Source organism: Stenotrophomonas sp. TWI273 (assembly GCF_039674765.1).
GTDB lineage: Bacteria > Pseudomonadota > Gammaproteobacteria > Xanthomonadales > Xanthomonadaceae > Stenotrophomonas.
On record NZ_JBDJOA010000005.1, the window covers coordinates 88,784 to 105,197 of the forward strand.

The window sequence follows — 16,414 nt, forward strand, 5'->3', positions numbered from 1 at the left end:
GCCGCCATGAGCCGTTACCCCGCCGATGTCGCCCTGGTCGTGATCGACCTGCAGCCGGACTTCATGCCCGGTGGCGCACTGGCCTGCGTGGACGGCGATGCGATCGTGCCGGACATTGCCGCCCTGCTGGCCGAACGCCGGTACGCCACCGTGGTGGCGACCCAGGACTGGCACCCGGCCGACCACGCCTCCTTCGCCAGCCAGCACCCGGGGCATCTGCCGTTCGAAGCGATCCTGCTGCACGCCCAGCCGCAGACCCTGTGGCCGGACCACTGCGTGCAGGGCAGCGATGGCGCCGTGCTGCATCCGGGCGTGGACTGGACGGTGGCTGACCTGATCCTGCGCAAGGGCACCCGGCGCGAGGTGGACTCATACAGTGCTTTCCGTGAAAACCATGGTCCCGACGGCACCCGCCCCGCCACCGGCCTGGCCGGCTGGCTGCATGAGCGCGGCATCCGCGAGGTACATGTGTGCGGCCTGGCGCGCGATTACTGCGTGCTGTGGAGCGCGCAGGACGCGATGAAATCCGGGTTCCGGGTGAAGTTCCTGTGGGACCTGACCCGGCCGGTGACCGAGGCCAACGATGGGATGGTGCGCGAGGCGTTGGCCAAGGCGAAGATCGCGGTTATCTGACGGGCGACCTCCGGGCGCCAGCCGGAACGGCGTACCGACCAACGGTCGGTACCTACCGGATCAAAGAACGATCGGCGGGTGCTGGCCGTGCGCTGGTAGTGCCGGCCGCTGGCCGGCTCCCGATACCGTTTGGGGCGTGCGATGAGCCGGCCAGCGGCCGGCACTACCGGAGCGTCGTACCCACCAACGGTGGGTACCTACAGGTCAGTCGTACCGACCAACGGTGGGTACCTACCGATCAGCGGAAGACGACGGTGCGATGCCCGTTGCGCAGGATGCGGTGCTCCACATGCCGGCGTACCGCGCGGGCCAGTACCTGCGATTCGGTGTCGCTGCCCAGCCGCACCAGGTCGCGCGGCGTCATCGCGTGATCCACGCGCGCCACGTCCTGTTCGATGATCGGGCCTTCGTCCAGATCCGGGGTCACATAGTGCGCGGTCGCGCCAATGATCTTGACCCCGCGCGCGTGCGCCTGGTGATACGGCTGCGCGCCCTTGAAGCTGGGCAGGAAGCTGTGGTGGATGTTGATCGCCCGCCCGGCCAAGGCCTCGCACAGGCGCGGCGACAGAATCTGCATGTAACGCGCCAGCACCACCAGGTCGATCTGCTCGCGCTCGACCAGATCGATGATCTGCTGCTCCTGCACGGCGCGGTTGTCCGCGTTGACCGGCAGGTGATGGAACGGCACGCCATAGGAGCCGGCCAGGGCAGCGAAGTCCTCGTGATTGGAGGCCACCGCCGCGATATCCACCTGCAGCTGCCGGCTGTGCGCGCGGAACAGCAGGTCATTGAGGCAATGCCCCTGCTTGCTCACCAGCACCAGCAGCCGTGCGCGGCGGCGGGCGTCATGCAGCTGCCAGTCCATCCCGAACTCGGCGGCCAGGGTGGCCATGCGGGCTTCCACATCGCCCAGTGACCGCTCGGCGGCACGATCGAAATGCACGCGCAGGAAGAACCGGCCGCTCTCGTCGTCGCCGAACTGCTGGGCATCGAGGATGTTGCAGCCCAGCTCGAACAGCAGGCCGGACACACGGTAGACGATCCCGGTACGGTCCGGGCATGAGAGGGTGAGGATGGAATCGGGGCGCATCCGGCCAGTGTAAGCGAGCACCGCCGGGCTGCGGTCGATGCTCTCAGATGCAACCAAGGGCAGCGGCCCAGCCCCTACACCGCCGCCGGGTCCACCTTCTCCACATCGATCCCGTACCGGTCGATCGCCACCTGCAGCTGGCCGCGTTCGATCCGGCCGTCATCGGCCAGCGACTTGAGCGCGGCGAGCACGATGAAGTGGCGGTCCACTTCAAAGAACGTACGCAGTGACTCGCGCGTATCCGAGCGGCCGAAGCCATCGGTGCCCAACGCAGTGAAGCGGCGGCCGTCAATGAAGGGCCGGACCTGGTCGCCGACGATCTTCATGTAGTCGGTGGCCACGATCACCGGGCCCGGGTGCGCGGCCAGGCATTGCTGCACATACGGCACCCGCGGCTCCTCCACGGGGTGCAGCAGGTTCCAGCGCTCGGCCGCCAGGCCATCACGGCGCAGTTCGGTGAGGCTGGTGGCGCTCCACACGTCGCTGGCGATGCCGAAATCCTGCTGCAGCAGGGTGGCCGCGGCTTCCACTTCGCGCAGGATCGCGCCGCTGCCCATCAGCTGCACGCGCAGCGCCGGGTCGCTGTCGGCGGCAGCGGGGTGCAGCAGGTACAGGCCCTTGAGGATGCCCGCTTCGCTGCCTTCCGGCAGTGCCGGGTGCGGATAGGCCTCGTTGAGCACGGTGATGTAGTAGTAGATGTCCTCCTGGTCCACGTACATCCGGCGCAGGCCGTCCTGGATGATCACCGCCAGTTCGAAGTTGTAGGTGGGATCGAAGGACACGCAGCTGGGGATCACCGAGGACAGCACGTGGCTGTGGCCGTCATCGTGCTGCAGGCCCTCGCCCATGAGCGTGGTACGGCCGGAGGTGGCGCCGAGCAGGAAGCCGCGGGTGCGTGCATCGGCAGCCGCCCAGGCCAGGTCACCGACGCGCTGCAGGCCGAACATCGAGTAGAAGATGTAGAACGGAATCGTGGCCAGGCCGTGGTTGCTGTAGGCGGTACCGGCGGCGATCCACGAGCAGATCGCGCCGGATTCGTTGATGCCTTCCTGCAGGATCTGGCCGTCCTTGGCTTCCTTGTAATAGCTCAGCTGGCCGGCATCCTGCGGCGTGTACAGCTGGCCGAGGTAGGAGTGGATGCCGATCTGGCGGAACAGGCCTTCCATGCCGAACGTGCGCGATTCATCGGGCACGATCGGAATGATCAGCTTGCCCAGTTCCGGGTCCTTGAGCAGCGTGGTGAGGATGCGCACGAAGCCCATCGTAGTGGACTGGCCGCGTTCGCCACTGCCCTGCAACTGGTTGGCGAACGCCGACAACGCCGGCACCGGCAACGGATCGACGTGGGTCACCCGCGCCGGCAGCTGGCCGCCCTGGGCCTGGCGGCGCTGTGCGAAATAGCGCGCCTCTGCACTGCCCGGCGCGGGGCGCAGGTACGGCATGTCTTCCAGCTGGTCGTCACTGACCGGCAGATCAAACCGATCACGGAACGCACGCACGGCATCGGCGCTCATCTTCTTGAGCTGGTGATTGATGTTCTGGCCTTCACCGGCCTCGCCCATGCCGAACCCCTTGACCGTCTTGGCCAGGATCACGCTCGGCCGGCCGTTGCCGGCGACGGCCTGCGCGTAGGCGGCATAGACCTTCTGCGGATCGTGACCGCCGCGCGCAAGCGCCCAGATCTCGTCATCGCTCATCTCCGCGACCAGCGCCAGCAGTTCGGGATACTTGCCGAAGAAATGCTCGCGCACGTAGGCACCGTTCTGCGACTTGAAGGTCTGATAGTCGCCATCCACGCATTCCATCATGCGCTGGCGCAGCAGGCCGGTGCGGTCCTTGGCCAGCAGCGCATCCCAGCCGCCGCCCCAGATGACCTTGATGACGTTCCAGCCGGCGGCGCGGAAGGTGCCTTCCAGTTCCTGGATCACCTTGGCGTTGCCGCGCACCGGGCCGTCCAGCCGCTGCAGATTGCAGTTCACCACGAACACCAGGTTGTCCAGGCGCTCGCGGCCGGCCACGGAAATGGCGGCCAGCGATTCGGGCTGGTCCATTTCACCATCGCCAAGGAAGGCCCAGACCTTGCGGCCCTGGTGCTCCTTCAGCCCGCGGTATTCCAGGTAGCGCATGTAACGCGCCTGGTAGGCGGCGGTGAGCGGGCCCAGCCCCATCGAGACGGTGGGGAACTGCCAGAAGTCCGGCATCAGCCGCGGGTGCGGATAGGAGGACAGGCCATCGCGATCAGATTCGCGGCGGAAGTTGTCCATGCGTTCGGGCGCGATGCGGCCTTCGACGAATGCGCGGCCGTAGATGCCGGGCGCCGAGTGGCCCTGGATGTAGATCATGTCGCCATCGAAGGTGTCGGTACGGCCACGGAAGAAGTGATCGAAGCCGACGTCGTACAGCACCGCCGCGGACTGGTACGTGGCGATGTGGCCACCCACGTTGGAGTGCTTGCCGGCGCGCAGCACCATGACCATCGCGTTCCAGCGGATCATCGCGTTGAGGCGGCGCTCGATGCCGAGATCGCCCGGATAGGCCGGCTGGCGCTCGACCGGAATGGTGTTGGTATACGCCGTCCAGACGCGGCCATGCAGATCCCCATGGCGGGCCGTGTCCAGCTCGGTCAGCTGGTCCATCAGGTAATGCGCGCGCGGGCGGCCGGCGGCGTGGATGACCGCCTCCAGCGACTCACGCCATTCCTGGGTTTCCTGCGGGTCGGTATCGAGGGGGGCGAGCGCTGGGTTCATGTCATCTCCGGGGAAGGCGGCCAGGCCGTGCGCAGGACGCGACGGCAGCGGGGGCGGCACAGCGCGGAAGCGGCGTCGCCCGGGCAACAGAGCCGGGCGAGCGGGCAACCTGGCGGTTGCGGGACAGGCACGATAAGCAGGGGGCCGCAGGGCGGGTAGACCGGATGGACTTGGCGCTTTATAAAGAAATTCTTTCCAATGGAGCGCGAGAATGGCGGCCAGCATGAACATTCTCCAGTCAATCCGCAGCTTCATCCGGACCGCCGACGCGGGCAGCCTGGCTGCGGCCGCGCGCACGCTTGGGGTGAGCCCGGCGGCGGTCGGGCAGAACATCGCCCGGCTGGAGGCGCATCTGGGCGTGCGCCTGCTCAACCGCACCACCCGTACCCTGGCCCTGACCGAGCGCGGTGCGCTGTACCTGGCCCAGGTGCGCCACATCGAACGCGACCTGCAGCGCGCCCAGGCCGCCGTGACCGACCTCGATGCCACGCCTGAAGGACGGTTGCGGATCGCCAGCAGCACCGCGTTCGGCCGCCACGCGCTGGCCCCGTTGCTGCCCGCGCTGCAGGCCCGCTTCCGCCGCCTGGCGATCGAGCTGCTGCTCACCGACCGCAGCGTGGACCACGCGCACGAAGACGTGGACGTGAGCATCCGGATTGAACCGCAGCTGGAGGAAGGCCTGGTGGCGCGGCCGATCGCGCAGGTGCCGTTCGTGTTCTGCGCGGCACCGTCGTATCTCGCGCGGGCCGGGATTCCGCTCACACCGGAGGCGCTGCGCGAGCATCGTTGCCTGCTGCTGCGCTACCCGCTGGACGGGCGCTATCTGCCGTGGGGCTTCGTCCGCGACGGCATGCGCTTCGATGCCGAGGTGGCCCCGGCGCTGGTGAGCGATGACGTCGATGCACTGGCCGCGATGGCGGTGGCCGGCGGCGGCATCACCCGGCTGGCGGCGTTCGTGGCCGCGCCCTATCTCGCGCGCGGCGAGCTGCAGGCGCTGTTCGAACCCGGCGATGCGCAGAGCACCCAGGCCTCACCGGAGCCGATGCGGTTGTTCCTGTGCGTCAGCGATCGCCGCGATCTGACCCCGAAGGTGCGGGCGCTGATGCAGCACATCATCGAGGGGCTGCCGCCGGCGTGGCGGGTGGATGTCGGCTGAGCACAGGGTCACCCGGATGCCGGCCAACGGCCGGCACTACCGTCAGCGTGTCAGCGTTCCGGCGCGATGAACACACCGCGGGCTTCGCGCGGTTCGCAGCGCAGGTACTGCGGTGCCGGAGCGACCGAATCGCCCAGTGCGGCGGCGGCATGCCACGGCCAGCGCGGGTCGTAGAGGATGCCGCGGGCCAGCGCGATCGCATCGGCATGGCCATGGCGCAGGATCGATTCGGCCTGAGAGGGCTCGGTGATCAGGCCCACCGCGATGACCGGCATGCGCAGCTTGTGCGCCTTGATCGCCTGCGCGAACGGCACCTGGTAGCCCGGCGACAGCGGAATCTGCTGGCGCGGGTCGTTGCCACCGCTGGAGACGTGCAGGAACTGGCAGCCGCGCGCATCCAGCACGTGCGCCAGGGTCGTGGTCTGTTCGATATCCCAGCCACCGGCCACCCAGTCGCTGGCGGAGATGCGCACACCCACCGCGATGCGGTCCGAGACGGCCTCACGCACGGCATCGAACACGCGCACCAGCAGGCGCATGCGGTTTTCCAGCGAGCCACCGTAGTCGTCCTCGCGGCGGTTGCTCAGCGGCGACAGGAACTGGTGCAGCAGATAGCCGTGCGCGGCGTGCAGTTCGATCAGGTCCATGCCGACGCGCTCTGCGCGGCGGGCGGCGGCCGCGAAAGCCTCGACCACGGCATCGATGCCGGCCAGATCCAGTTCGGTCGGGGTCGGGTCGGTCTTGGCGAACGGCAGCGCGGACGGTGCGACCGTGGGCCACGCACGCGGATCGGACGGGTCCATCGCACCGCCGCCTTCCCAGGGCTTATTGACCGAGGCCTTGCGCCCGGCATGACCCAACTGCACGCCCAGCGGCATCGGCGACCACTGCTTGACCGAGGCCACGACCGAGGCCAGCGCGGCTTCGGTGGCGTCATCCCACAAGCCCAGGTCGGCCCAGCTGATGCGGCCTTCCGGCAGCACGGCGGTGGCTTCCAGGATCAGCAGGCCGGCGCCGGACTGCGAGAGCTGCCCGAGATGGATGCGGTGCCAGTCGTTGGCAAGGCCGTCGACACAGGAGTACTGGCACATCGGCGCGATCACGATGCGGTTGGGCAGGGTCAGCGGACCGAAGGGGATGGAGGAGAAGAGCTGGCTCAAGGGGGGAACTCGGGAAGAGGAAATGGAACCGGGCGCCATTGCACTCCTGTGCGGCGGCGGAGGCAACCGTGCCAATGGATCAGTGTTTCGTAGCGGCTCAGGCGGCGGCGGTTCCTGGCAGCAGGAAGGCCAGCGCGTCGGCGCAGGACTGGTCGACTTTCAGGCTCAGCAGCGCGTCGGCGCGGGTAAGGCCGCGGTTGAGCGCGGCGATCGGCAGCCCGGCCTGGGCCGCGGCCTGCACGAAGCGGAAGCCGGAATAGACCATCAGCGAGGAGCCGACCACCAGCACCGCATCGGCCCGCTGCAGATGGTCGTGGACGGTGGCGACCCGCTCGCGCGGCACGCTTTCACCGAAGAACACCACGTCCGGCTTGAGCACCCCGCCGCATGCCGGGCAGGCCGGCACCTGGAAGGCGGAGAAGTCCATCTCCAGATCGGCATCGCCGTCGGGCGCCTGTCCGGCCTCCAGATGCTCCCAGCCGGGGTTGAGCGCCAGCAGCCGGTGCTGGAACGCCTCGCGCGGGGTGCGCGCTTCGCAGCCCATGCAGCGCACCTGGTCCAGCCGCCCATGCAGGTCGATCACCGCCTCGCTGCCCGCCCGCTGATGCAGCCGGTCGACATTCTGGGTGAGCAGCAGCTCGACCTGGCCACGGGCCTCCAGCGCGGCGAGCGCGGCATGCGTGCCGTTCGGCCGGGCCCAGCCGAACCGGGGCCAGCCCAGCAGGCTGCGCGCCCAGTAGCGCTGGCGGGTGGCCAGCTCGCCCATGAAGGCCTGGTAGGTGACCGGCGGCGTCCGCTTCCACTGGCCATCGGCATCGCGGTAATCCGGGATGCCCGAATCGGTGCTGCAGCCCGCGCCGGTCAGCACGAACAGGCGCTGGGCGCGGTCGATGAACTCGGCGAGGGGTGTGCTCATGATCAGCAGATGGGGGCGCAGGTGCGGAGAGGCAATCGCGGGCCGCTTACGGGCCCGGGATGTCACCCGGCAGCGACGGGACGCTGGTCGGGTGACCGTCGGCATCCAGCGCGATCATCACGAAGTGTCCGCGCGTGCACAGCTTGCGCTCACCGGTGTGGAGGTCTTCGGCGATCAGTTCAACCTCCACCTTCATCGAGCTGCGCCCGACGTCCACGATGCGGCCAACGGTCTCCACCATCTGGCCGATGCGGATCGGCAGCTTGAAATCGACCTGGTCCGAGCGTGCGGTGACCACGGTGCGGCGCGAGTAGCGGGCCGCGGCCAGGAACGCCGCCTTGTCCATCCATGCCAGGGCCTGGCCACCGAACAGGGTGCCCAGGTGATTGGTGTGGTTGGGGAACACGATCTCGGCCATGCGGACTTCGATGGGCGGGATGGTTTCGGGGATCGGGGTCATGGCGGGGGCCGGGAATGCTGTGGGATGGCGCGGATGATACGACAGGGGGGCATCCATGCCGCTTAACGGTCCTGCAAAGGGACCCCCGACCTCCTCTAGATAGTTTGCTTATGCGCGGTGGGGAGAGCGGCTTTGGCGAGTGCTTACGCGACGTGGTGTGGGAGAGGAAGAGCAGCCGAGCATGGCTCGGCTCTACACGACGTGTTGATACCAAGGTCTTCATTGATAGTCAGCGCACGTTGGTGGCAACCGCCTTTCCAACCGCAATGGAAGATCCATGGGACGTGACCCGGGTAGGCGAATGCAGGACCGTTGGGCCGCATGGATGCGGCCCACGAGCCTACACGGACGTATTTACGGCGGGTCCAGCATTCGCCTGCCCGGGTCACTTCTACTCGCAGCATCCGGACGCCAACGCTGTTGCCTCAACGCTTCAACGCTCAAGCAAGCAGAGCGCAAACAAAAAGCCCCGGAACATGTCCGGGGCTTTTCGAAATCACGACGTGAGCGTCAGATCAGAACGACATGTCGAACGACACTTCGCCCTTCACGCCTACCTGGTAGGCCGAGGAACGGCGCTCGAAGAAGTTGGTCAACTCCTGCACGTCCTGCAGCTCCATGAAGCTCAGCGGATTGCGCACGTTGTACTTCTTCTCCATGCCCAGGCGATGGAAATGATTGTCCGCGCAATGCTGCAGATACTGGCGCATGTCGCGCGTCGAAATGCCCGCCACGCCGCCCGACAGCACGTCCTCGGCGAACTGCACTTCGCACTCGATCGCGTCGGCCAGCATGTCGTAGACCTCCTGCTTCATCGCATCGTCGAACAGGTCCGGCTCTTCCTCGCGGATCACGTCCACGCACTCGAACGCGAACTCCATGTGCGCGCTCTCGTCGCGGAACACCCAGTTGGTGCCCGAGGCCAGACCGTTGAGCAGACCGCGCGAACGGAAGTAGTAGACGTAGGCAAAGGCCGCGAAGAAGAACAGACCCTCGATGCACGCCGCGAAGCAGATCTGGTTGAGCAGGAACTGGCGACGCTCGTCACGGGTCTCGATGCGCTTCAGGTTCTGGATCGAATCGATCCATTTGAAGCAGAAGTCCGCCTTCTTCTTGATCGAGTCGATGTTCTCCACCGCGTCGAACGCCTTGGCGCGCTCGTCCGGATCGGGCAGGTAGTTGTCGAGCAGGGTCAGGTAGAACTGCACGTGCAGCGCTTCTTCGTACAGCTGGCGCGACAGGTACATGCGCGCTTCCGGCGCGTTCAGATGCTGATACAGGTTCAGCACCAGATTGTTGGACACGATCGAATCGCCGGTGGCGAAGAACGCGACCAGGCGGTGGATCAGGTGGCGCTCGCCCGGCGACATCTTGCCGTGCAGGTCGCTGATGTCGATCTGGAAGTTGATTTCCTCGACCGTCCAGGTGTTCTTGATCGCGTTGCGATACATGTCATAGAACTGCGGGTAGCGCATCGGGCGCAACGTCAGTTCAAAACCTGGATCGAGCAGCATTTGAGTCGGCTTGTCGGCCATGGTGTTTCGTCCTTCTTGGCGACTACCGACCAACGGTCGGTAGCTACCGAATGTGTGATTTTCCGTCCGTGCACCCGGCGGTGCCGGCCCGGTGGGTCGGCACGCCTTGGTTACTGGCACGCCTCGCAGCTTTCCGGGTTTTCCAGCGAGCAGGCGACGGCTTCGACCGGGGTGTAGCTGCTGACGGTCGTCTTGGCGATCTTGGTCGCCGGGCGCGAACGCAGGTAGTACGTGGTCTTGATGCCCTGCTTCCAGGCGTACATGTACATGGAGGACATCGCGCCGATGTTCGGGCTTTCCATGAACAGATTGAGCGAGGCGGACTGGTCGATGAACGCGCCGCGGTCGGCGGCCATGTCGATCAGCGAACGCATCGGCAGTTCCCAGGCGGTGCGGTAAATGTGGCGCAGCGTTTCCGGGATCTGGGTGATGCCCTGGATCGAGCCTTCGGCCAGCTTGATCGCGTCGCGCATTTCCGGGGTCCAGTGGCCGAGCTTCTTCAGCTCGTTCACCAGGTAACGGTTGACCTGCAGGAAGTCGCCGGACAGCGTTTCGCGCTTGAACAGGTTGGAGACCTGCGGCTCGACGCACTCGTAGCAACCGGCGATCGAGGCGATGGTCGCGGTCGGGGCAATCGCGATCAGCAGCGAGTTGCGCAGGCCGTGTTCCTTGATGCGCTCACGCAGGGCGTCCCAACGGGCGGTGTCTTCGGGCACCACGTTCCAGGCATCGAACTGCAGCTCGCCGCTGGCCGCACGGGTGTCGGCGAAGGACGGGTGCTTGCCGCGTTCCTGGGCCAGCTCGCACGAGGTTTCCAGCGCGTGGAAGTAGATCGTTTCGGCGATCTGCCTGGACAGCGCGCGGGCTTCGGCACTGTCAAAGGCCAGACGCTTGCGGAAGAACACGTCCTGCAGGCCCATGCAGCCCAGGCCGACCGGACGCCAGCGCAGGTTGCCGCGGCGGGCGGTTTCGATCGGGTAGAAGTTCAGGTCGATCACGCGGTCGAGCTGACGCACGGCCAGGCGCACGGTGTCGGCCAGCTTCTCGAAATCGAACTCGCCGTGGCCGTCGAAATGATTGCCCAGGTTGATCGAGCCCAGGTTGCACACCGCGGTCTCTTCGGCCGAGGTGATTTCCAGGATTTCGGTGCACAGGTTGGACAGGTGGATCACGTTGCCCGGACGCAGGGTCTGGTTGCTGGCGCGGTTGCACTTGTCCTTGAAGGTCATCCAGCCGTTGCCGGTCTCGGCCAGGGTACGCATCATCCGCGAGTACAGCTTGCGTGCGGAGATGGTGCGCTGGGCCTTGCCCTGGGCTTCGGCCTGCAGGTAGGCCTGCTCGAACGCTTCGCCGAACAGATCGGTGAACTCGGGCACCACGCTCGGATCGAACAGCGACCATTCCTGGTCGGCCTCGACGCGCTGCATGAACAGGTCGGGGATCCAGTTGGCCAGATTCAGGTTGTGCGCACGGCGCGATTCGTCGCCGGTGTTGTCACGCAGTTCGAGGAAGTCCTCGATATCGGCGTGCCAGGTTTCCAGGTACACACAGGCCGCGCCCTTGCGCTTGCCGCCCTGGTTCACCGCGGCCACGGACGAATCCATGGTCTTGAGCCACGGCACGATGCCGTTGGAATGGCCGTTGGTCGACTTGATCAGCGAACCACGCGAACGCACGCGGCTGTAGCTGACGCCGATGCCGCCGCTGAACTTGGAGAGCTGGGCGATATCGCCGTACTTGGCGTAGATCGACTCCAGCGAATCCTGCGGCGAATCCAGCAGGAAGCACGAGGACAGCTGCTCATGCGTGGTGCCGGAGTTGAACAGGGTCGGGCTGGAGGGCAGGTAATCCAGATTGCCCATGCGCTTGTACAGCGCGAGGGTTTCCGGCACGTCTTCGCTCAGGGCGCTGGCGATGCGCAGGAAGAACTGCTGCGGGGTCTCGATCACCTTGCGGGTGTGCGGATGACGCAGCAGGTACCGGTCGTACAGGGTACGCAGGCCGAAGTAATCGAAATGCAGGTCCAGCGACGGATCGATCGCGTCGTTGAGCTTGCGGGCGTTGACCTGCACGAACTCCAGCAGGCGTGCGTTGATCAGGCCGACTTCGTGGCCGCGGCCGACCGACTGCGAGAACGCATGGATTTCCTGGCCGGACACTTCCTTGGCGATGAAGTTGGCCAGCAGGCGCGCGGCGAGGCGGCCGTATTCGGGTTCTTCACCGATCAGCAGCGCCGAGGTGCGGATGGACAGTTCGTCCAGCTCCTGGGTGGTCGCGCCGTTATACAGGCCGGAGATGGTGCGGGTCGCAACGCGCATCGGATCCACCGCATGCAGACCTTCGCAGCAGCGCTGTACGGCGCGCACGATCTTGTTCAGGTCCACCAGTTCGGTCGTGCCATTGCGCTTGGTGACGCTCATGGCGGTCGCCGTGGGCGGCGAGGTCAGCAGGAATTCGCTTTCCTTATCGATAGCTGCGCTGGTTTCGGTGCTCACGGCGTTTTCCTCTTGGCGTGATTTGGGGTGGTGCAGCGTGGGTCTGCCTGGCAGGCGCCGGAACCGATGCAGAGATGCTCAGGGTGGACTATCGGCGTCGCAGGAGCCGCGACCCGGGCAGGCAAGCCTGCGGGCGGTTCCCCTGCGTCACCGGTCCTCTCCCCCCGGAGAATCCTGCGACCGGCACCACACGCTGTACTTCGTGCGGTTGTCAGTAGGTCTTCAGGCCATCGGCGTGAAGGCGATACGCCCGTCGACTTGTGGTCGGCGGTACCGACGGCCACAAGATAGTGGGGGTACCAGGTGTCGTCAACGCCAAATGTAGTGAATTTCCCTAATCCCTTGCGGCGCAAGGACCGGGCCGGAAAGGCGTCCGACGAACGGTCCGGACCTGTCGAAAGCGAGTGCGCAGTCAAGGCCAAAACGCCGGTGCCGGATGCGACGCAGGGGCGCGAAAAACGGAACAGCGGCCTCACATGGCCCTAACGAATGGCCGCCGGTCAGGGTGACTTCCGACCCGCGCCGGGGCCGCCCCGGGGTGCGACGCTCCAACGCGTCTCCTTTCATATGAACGCGACCATGCGCCTGCCCCTGACTGGATGTCTGTTGCTGGGCCTGACCCTGGCCGGCACCGGCACCGCCGCCGCCGATGGCCAGACCAAGGCGCCGGCCCTCTCCTCGCGCCAGTGCGGGGTGAGCACGCCCTACAACGTGCTGGTGGACAGCGGCGGGATCTGGCTGCGCAACCGCGAGCAGCTGCCGGCGGAGATTTTCTTCCACGATGGCGAGCTGAACATCGATCGCCAGCCGATCCCGGTCAGTGACGCCGATGCCCAGCGCCTGCGCCAGCTCGAATGGGGCACCCGCCAGCTGGTGCCTGCGGTGGCCGGGGTGGCCGGCGAGGCCACGGACATCGCCTTCGATGCGCTGGGGGCGACGGTGGAGATCATGACCGGCAGCGGCCGCAAGGCGCGCGAGGTGGAAGGGCTGCGCAGGGATGCCCACGAATACGTTGGCCGTACGCTGGGCCGCGGGATCTGGGAGCAGGACCTGTTCGGCGAGCAGTTCGAGGCGCGCATCGAGCAGGCGGCCGAGTCGATGTCGGCCTCGCTTGCCCGCGGGGTGCTGTGGACGATGCTGACCGGCGGCTCTGGCCGGATCGAGGCGCGCGCCGAGAAGATGGAGGCCGACCTGGAGCACCGCATGGAGTTGCGTGGCAAGGCGCTGGAGGCGCAGGCCCAGTCGCTGTGCACGCAGGTGCTGGCGCTGGACGCGATCCAGCAGTCGCTGGAGGTGCGCTACCAGGGCAGGCCGCTGGCAATGATGGTGATGGACCGCAACGAGGACGCGGCCGCGCCGATCGCGCACGAACAGCCGCGCGGGGACGCGTTGGTGTTGCCGCCGTTGTAGAGAGCATCCACGCATGGCGTGGATCTACGTTGCACGGCCTATCCACGCATGGCGTGGATCTACATCACGGCCTGTCCAGGCCCGGCGTGGATTTACGCGCGGTGCGGGGTGCCCAGGTACTCGGCGCTCTGCATTTCGATCAGGCGCGAGGCGGTACGTTCGAACGCGCCCTGCAGGCGGATGCCCGAATACAGCCCGACCGGTGAATCGGTCGCGGTGCAGACCAGGTTGACGTGGCGGTCGTACAGCTCGTCGATCAGGTTGACGAAGCGGCGCGCGGCATCTTCGTTGAGTGTGTCGAAGTGCGGGATGTCGCCGAGCAGCACGGTGTTGAACTCGTGCGCGATCTCGATGTAATCCGACGGGCCGCGTGGGCCTTCGCATAGCGCCTTGAAATCGAACCAGACGATGCTCTTGCCGCGGCCGCGCACCGGAATCTTGCGCGCCTCGATCTCGATGTTGCCCGCCTTGGCCGGTTGCCCACCACTGAGCTCGGCCCAGCGGCCGGCCAGCCAGGCATCGCTGCCGGCATCGATCGGGGACTGGTACACCGGCGAGCGGGTCAGCGCGCGCATGCGGTAGTCCTCGGTGCCTTCGGCGTAGAGCTCCACGCAGTAGGTCTGCAGCAGTCCGATCGCGGGCAGGAAGCTGTCGCGCTGCAGGCCGTTGAGGTACAGGTTTTCCACCGCGGTGTTGGAGGTGGTCACCAGGGTCACGCCCTCGGCGAACATGCGTTCGAGCAGGCGCGCCAGCAGCATCGCATCGCCGATGTCAGTGACGAAGAATTCGTCCAGCACCAGCACGCGCAGTTTGCTGCGCCACTCCTGGGCGATCTTCGCCAGCGGATCGCTTTGCCCCTGGTGCTCGCGCAGGCGCTCGTGGATGCCGCGCATGAAGCGATGGAAATGGGTGCGGTACTTCTGTTCGATCGGCAGGCCGTCATAGAACAGATCGACCAGGAAGGTCTTGCCGCGCCCCACCCCGCCCCAGAAGTACAGGCCCTTGACCGGCTCGGGCTTCTTCCAGAATGCGGAGAGGCGGTCCAGCCAGCCGTCCTGGGCGCTGTCGACCAGCGCCAGATGGATGCGATCCAGCTCGGCCAGGGCGGCGTGCTGGGCCGGGTCGTTCTGCCATTCGCCCCGGGCCACGCCATCGGCGTAGCGCTGCGACGGGGTCATCACGGTGTCGCTCATGCCGCGTCGGGGGCGGGGTTGGGCAGCCACTGCTTGACGCCATGGATGAGCGCGCCGCGCAGGTCGACGATCTTGCGGTGGAAGAAGTGGCTGGTATCGGGCATGCGCACCAGTTCATGCGGTGCATCCATACTGTCCAGCCAGTCATAGACCGCCTGCGGGTCGACGATCTCGTCTTCCTCGCCCTGGATCACCAGCCACTGGGCCGGCGGCTGCATGCCCTCGAAATCCCAGCGCCCGGCCGGCGGCGCGATCGAGATCAACGTGGTCGGCTGCAGGTCGCCCGCCGCGCGCAGCGAGACGTACGCGCCGAAGCTGAAACCGGCCAGCCACAGGGCCTGGCCCGGCCGCTGCGCACGGACCCAGGCGGCGACGGCCTTGAGGTCGTCCTGTTCGCCCACGCCGTTGTCGAACGTGCCGGCCGAGTCGCCGACGCTGCGGAAGTTGAAGCGCACGGTGGCGATGCCCAGGTCGCGCAGCGAGCGCGCGGCCATGGTCACCACCTTGTTGTGCATGCTGCCGCCCTCGGTGGACAGCGGATGGCAGACGATCGCCACCACCGGCTGCACCGCGACATCGGCCTCGGGCAGATCAACCACGACATCCAGCGGACCGACCGGTCCGTCCAGCGTCAGCGCACCGCTTTCTTGGGGAAATGGGGGATTGTGCATGGCGTCATAATACCGTCCCTCCGCGTGCTTCACCGCCGCCCCGCCGGATCCGTACATGCACTTTCTGGTTTTCAGCGTTCTCTGCAGCGTGCTGGTCTCGGTCCTGCTGAAGCTGGCGCCGCGCCAGCGGCTGGACATGCCGCAGGTGGTGACGTGGAATTATCTGGTCGCCAGCGTGCTCAGCGCGGTGCTGCTGCAGCCATCGCTGGCGTCACTGCAGACCGCGCATGCGCCGTGGGCCGCCCTGCTCTGCCTGGCCTTGGCGCTGCCGGCGATCTTCCTGATGATGGCCCGCGCGGTCACCCGCGCCGGGATCGTGCGTAGCGACGTGGCCCAGCGGTTGTCACTCCTGCTTTCGCTGCTGGCCGCGTTCCTGGTGTTCGGGGAGACCGCCAACGGCTGGAAGCTGGCCGGCCTGGGGTTGGGCCTGCTGGCGATCCTGGGGATCAGCGTGCGCCCGCGCGCCGGTGCGGCCGAGCCCACTGGCGGGCGGGCCTGGCCGTGGCTGCTGGCGGTGTGGGTGGGCTATGCCCTGGTGGACATCCTGCTCAAGAAGGTGGCGTTGTCGGGCACGCCCTCGATGGCCGCGCTGCTGGCCAGTTTCAGCCTGGCCTTCGTGCTGATGCTGGCGTTGCAGCTATGGCGTCACCTGCGCGGCATCGCCCGCCTGCAGTGGCGCAACGGGGTCGGCGGCGCCCTGCTCGGGCTGCTCAACTTCGGCAACATCCTGTTCTACGTGCGCGCCCACCAGCATCTGCCGGACAGCCCGGCGGTGGTGTTCGCCGGCATGAACATCGGCGTGGTGGTGCTGGGCGCGCTGGTGGGCATCGTCGGTTTCGGCGAGCGCACCAGTGTGTGGAACCGGGTGGGCCTGGGGTTGGCCGTGGTGGCGATCGGGTTGATCGCGTGGGGCACGTGGTAACTGGTTGATGCGGTGCCGGCCAGCGG

At 66.9% G+C, this 16,414-nt stretch carries 13 protein-coding genes; 4 read left to right on the forward strand and 9 right to left on the reverse strand.

Going from position 1 to position 16,414, the window contains the following annotated elements; genetic code table 11:
- The first annotated feature begins 6 nt into the window (after window positions 1–6).
- Window positions 7–633 carry a bifunctional nicotinamidase/pyrazinamidase gene (pncA, locus tag ABE571_RS08635; RefSeq protein ID WP_313208888.1) on the forward strand — a complete coding sequence of 209 codons (627 nt, stop codon included), beginning with the start codon at window positions 7–9 and terminating at the stop codon, window positions 631–633.
- 238 nt (window positions 634–871) lie between these two features.
- On the opposite strand, the gene purU is transcribed toward pncA, so the two are convergent.
- Together purU and aceE are read right to left on the reverse strand one after the other, a co-directional pair.
- Complete coding sequence (gene purU / locus ABE571_RS08640) at window positions 872–1,723, reverse strand: formyltetrahydrofolate deformylase (RefSeq protein WP_313219882.1); 852 nt, start codon at window positions 1,721–1,723, stop codon at window positions 872–874.
- A 74-nt stretch (window positions 1,724–1,797) separates the two neighbouring features.
- The gene (aceE, locus tag ABE571_RS08645) at window positions 1,798–4,470 is read right to left on the reverse strand and encodes a pyruvate dehydrogenase (acetyl-transferring), homodimeric type (RefSeq protein WP_346493562.1); all 2,673 of its coding nucleotides are present in this window, start codon (window positions 4,468–4,470) and stop codon (window positions 1,798–1,800) included.
- 223 nt (window positions 4,471–4,693) lie between these two features.
- Here aceE and ABE571_RS08650 point away from each other — a divergent pair, with 223 nt between their 5' ends.
- The gene (locus ABE571_RS08650) at window positions 4,694–5,626 is read left to right on the forward strand and encodes a LysR substrate-binding domain-containing protein (RefSeq protein WP_313208891.1); all 933 of its coding nucleotides are present in this window, start codon (window positions 4,694–4,696) and stop codon (window positions 5,624–5,626) included.
- 50 nt (window positions 5,627–5,676) lie between these two features.
- Here the strand turns inward: ABE571_RS08650 and ABE571_RS08655 are convergent, their stop codons facing one another.
- The 5 genes from ABE571_RS08655 to ABE571_RS08675 form a co-directional block, all read right to left on the reverse strand.
- Window positions 5,677–6,825: an NADH:flavin oxidoreductase/NADH oxidase gene (locus ABE571_RS08655; RefSeq protein ID WP_313208892.1), complete on the reverse strand. Its 1,149-nt coding sequence runs from the start codon at window positions 6,823–6,825 to the stop codon at window positions 5,677–5,679.
- Between the two features lie 58 nt (window positions 6,826–6,883).
- Window positions 6,884–7,702 (reverse strand): NAD-dependent protein deacetylase, encoded by an 819-nt coding sequence (locus ABE571_RS08660; protein WP_346462707.1) that lies wholly within the window; start codon window positions 7,700–7,702, stop codon window positions 6,884–6,886.
- 46 nt (window positions 7,703–7,748) lie between these two features.
- Window positions 7,749–8,162: an acyl-CoA thioesterase gene (locus ABE571_RS08665; RefSeq protein WP_313219879.1), complete on the reverse strand. Its 414-nt coding sequence runs from the start codon at window positions 8,160–8,162 to the stop codon at window positions 7,749–7,751.
- Between the two features lie 515 nt (window positions 8,163–8,677).
- Window positions 8,678–9,697: a ribonucleotide-diphosphate reductase subunit beta gene (locus ABE571_RS08670; RefSeq protein WP_313208894.1), complete on the reverse strand. Its 1,020-nt coding sequence runs from the start codon at window positions 9,695–9,697 to the stop codon at window positions 8,678–8,680.
- Window positions 9,698–9,807: 110 nt separating this feature from the next.
- Window positions 9,808–12,192 carry a ribonucleoside-diphosphate reductase subunit alpha gene (locus ABE571_RS08675; protein ID WP_313219878.1) on the reverse strand — a complete coding sequence of 795 codons (2,385 nt, stop codon included), beginning with the start codon at window positions 12,190–12,192 and terminating at the stop codon, window positions 9,808–9,810.
- Window positions 12,193–12,771: 579 nt separating this feature from the next.
- On the opposite strand from ABE571_RS08675, the gene ABE571_RS08680 reads away from it, so the two are divergent.
- On the forward strand, window positions 12,772–13,602 hold the full coding sequence (locus ABE571_RS08680; RefSeq protein WP_346465424.1) for a DUF2884 family protein: 831 nt from the start codon (window positions 12,772–12,774) through the stop codon (window positions 13,600–13,602).
- Window positions 13,603–13,694: 92 nt separating this feature from the next.
- On the opposite strand, the gene zapE is transcribed toward ABE571_RS08680, so the two are convergent.
- Window positions 13,695–14,795: a cell division protein ZapE gene (zapE, locus tag ABE571_RS08685; protein WP_313208897.1), complete on the reverse strand. Its 1,101-nt coding sequence runs from the start codon at window positions 14,793–14,795 to the stop codon at window positions 13,695–13,697.
- Window positions 14,792–15,466, reverse strand: a complete 675-nt coding sequence (locus tag ABE571_RS08690) for a CocE/NonD family hydrolase (protein ID WP_313208898.1) — start codon at window positions 15,464–15,466, stop codon at window positions 14,792–14,794. The genes zapE and ABE571_RS08690 overlap by 4 nt, the downstream gene beginning before the upstream one ends.
- Window positions 15,467–15,521: 55 nt before the next feature.
- Between ABE571_RS08690 and ABE571_RS08695 the strand changes: the two genes are divergently transcribed.
- Window positions 15,522–16,388, forward strand: coding sequence for an EamA family transporter (locus tag ABE571_RS08695; protein WP_346482613.1), 867 nt, complete (start codon window positions 15,522–15,524; stop codon window positions 16,386–16,388).
- The last annotated feature ends 26 nt before the right edge of the window (window positions 16,389–16,414 follow it).

What these genes read in the sequence shown, in the direction of transcription:
- zapE (WP_313208897.1), bottom strand. Translation starts at nt 14,795, where the DNA reads ATGAGCGACACCGTGATGACCCCGTCGCAGCGCTACGCCGATGGCGTG.
- ABE571_RS08690 (WP_313208898.1), bottom strand. Translation starts at nt 15,466, where the DNA reads ATGCACAATCCCCCATTTCCCCAAGAAAGCGGTGCGCTGACGCTGGAC.
- ABE571_RS08695 (WP_346482613.1), top strand. Translation starts at nt 15,522, where the DNA reads ATGCACTTTCTGGTTTTCAGCGTTCTCTGCAGCGTGCTGGTCTCGGTC.
- ABE571_RS08660 (WP_346462707.1), bottom strand. Translation starts at nt 7,702, where the DNA reads ATGAGCACACCCCTCGCCGAGTTCATCGACCGCGCCCAGCGCCTGTTC.
- ABE571_RS08665 (WP_313219879.1), bottom strand. Translation starts at nt 8,162, where the DNA reads ATGACCCCGATCCCCGAAACCATCCCGCCCATCGAAGTCCGCATGGCC.
- ABE571_RS08650 (WP_313208891.1), top strand. Translation starts at nt 4,694, where the DNA reads ATGAACATTCTCCAGTCAATCCGCAGCTTCATCCGGACCGCCGACGCG.
- aceE (WP_346493562.1), bottom strand. Translation starts at nt 4,470, where the DNA reads ATGAACCCAGCGCTCGCCCCCCTCGATACCGACCCGCAGGAAACCCAG.
- ABE571_RS08670 (WP_313208894.1), bottom strand. Translation starts at nt 9,697, where the DNA reads ATGGCCGACAAGCCGACTCAAATGCTGCTCGATCCAGGTTTTGAACTG.
- ABE571_RS08655 (WP_313208892.1), bottom strand. Translation starts at nt 6,825, where the DNA reads ATGGCGCCCGGTTCCATTTCCTCTTCCCGAGTTCCCCCCTTGAGCCAG.
- purU (WP_313219882.1), bottom strand. Translation starts at nt 1,723, where the DNA reads ATGCGCCCCGATTCCATCCTCACCCTCTCATGCCCGGACCGTACCGGG.
- pncA (WP_313208888.1), top strand. Translation starts at nt 7, where the DNA reads ATGAGCCGTTACCCCGCCGATGTCGCCCTGGTCGTGATCGACCTGCAG.
- ABE571_RS08680 (WP_346465424.1), top strand. Translation starts at nt 12,772, where the DNA reads ATGCGCCTGCCCCTGACTGGATGTCTGTTGCTGGGCCTGACCCTGGCC.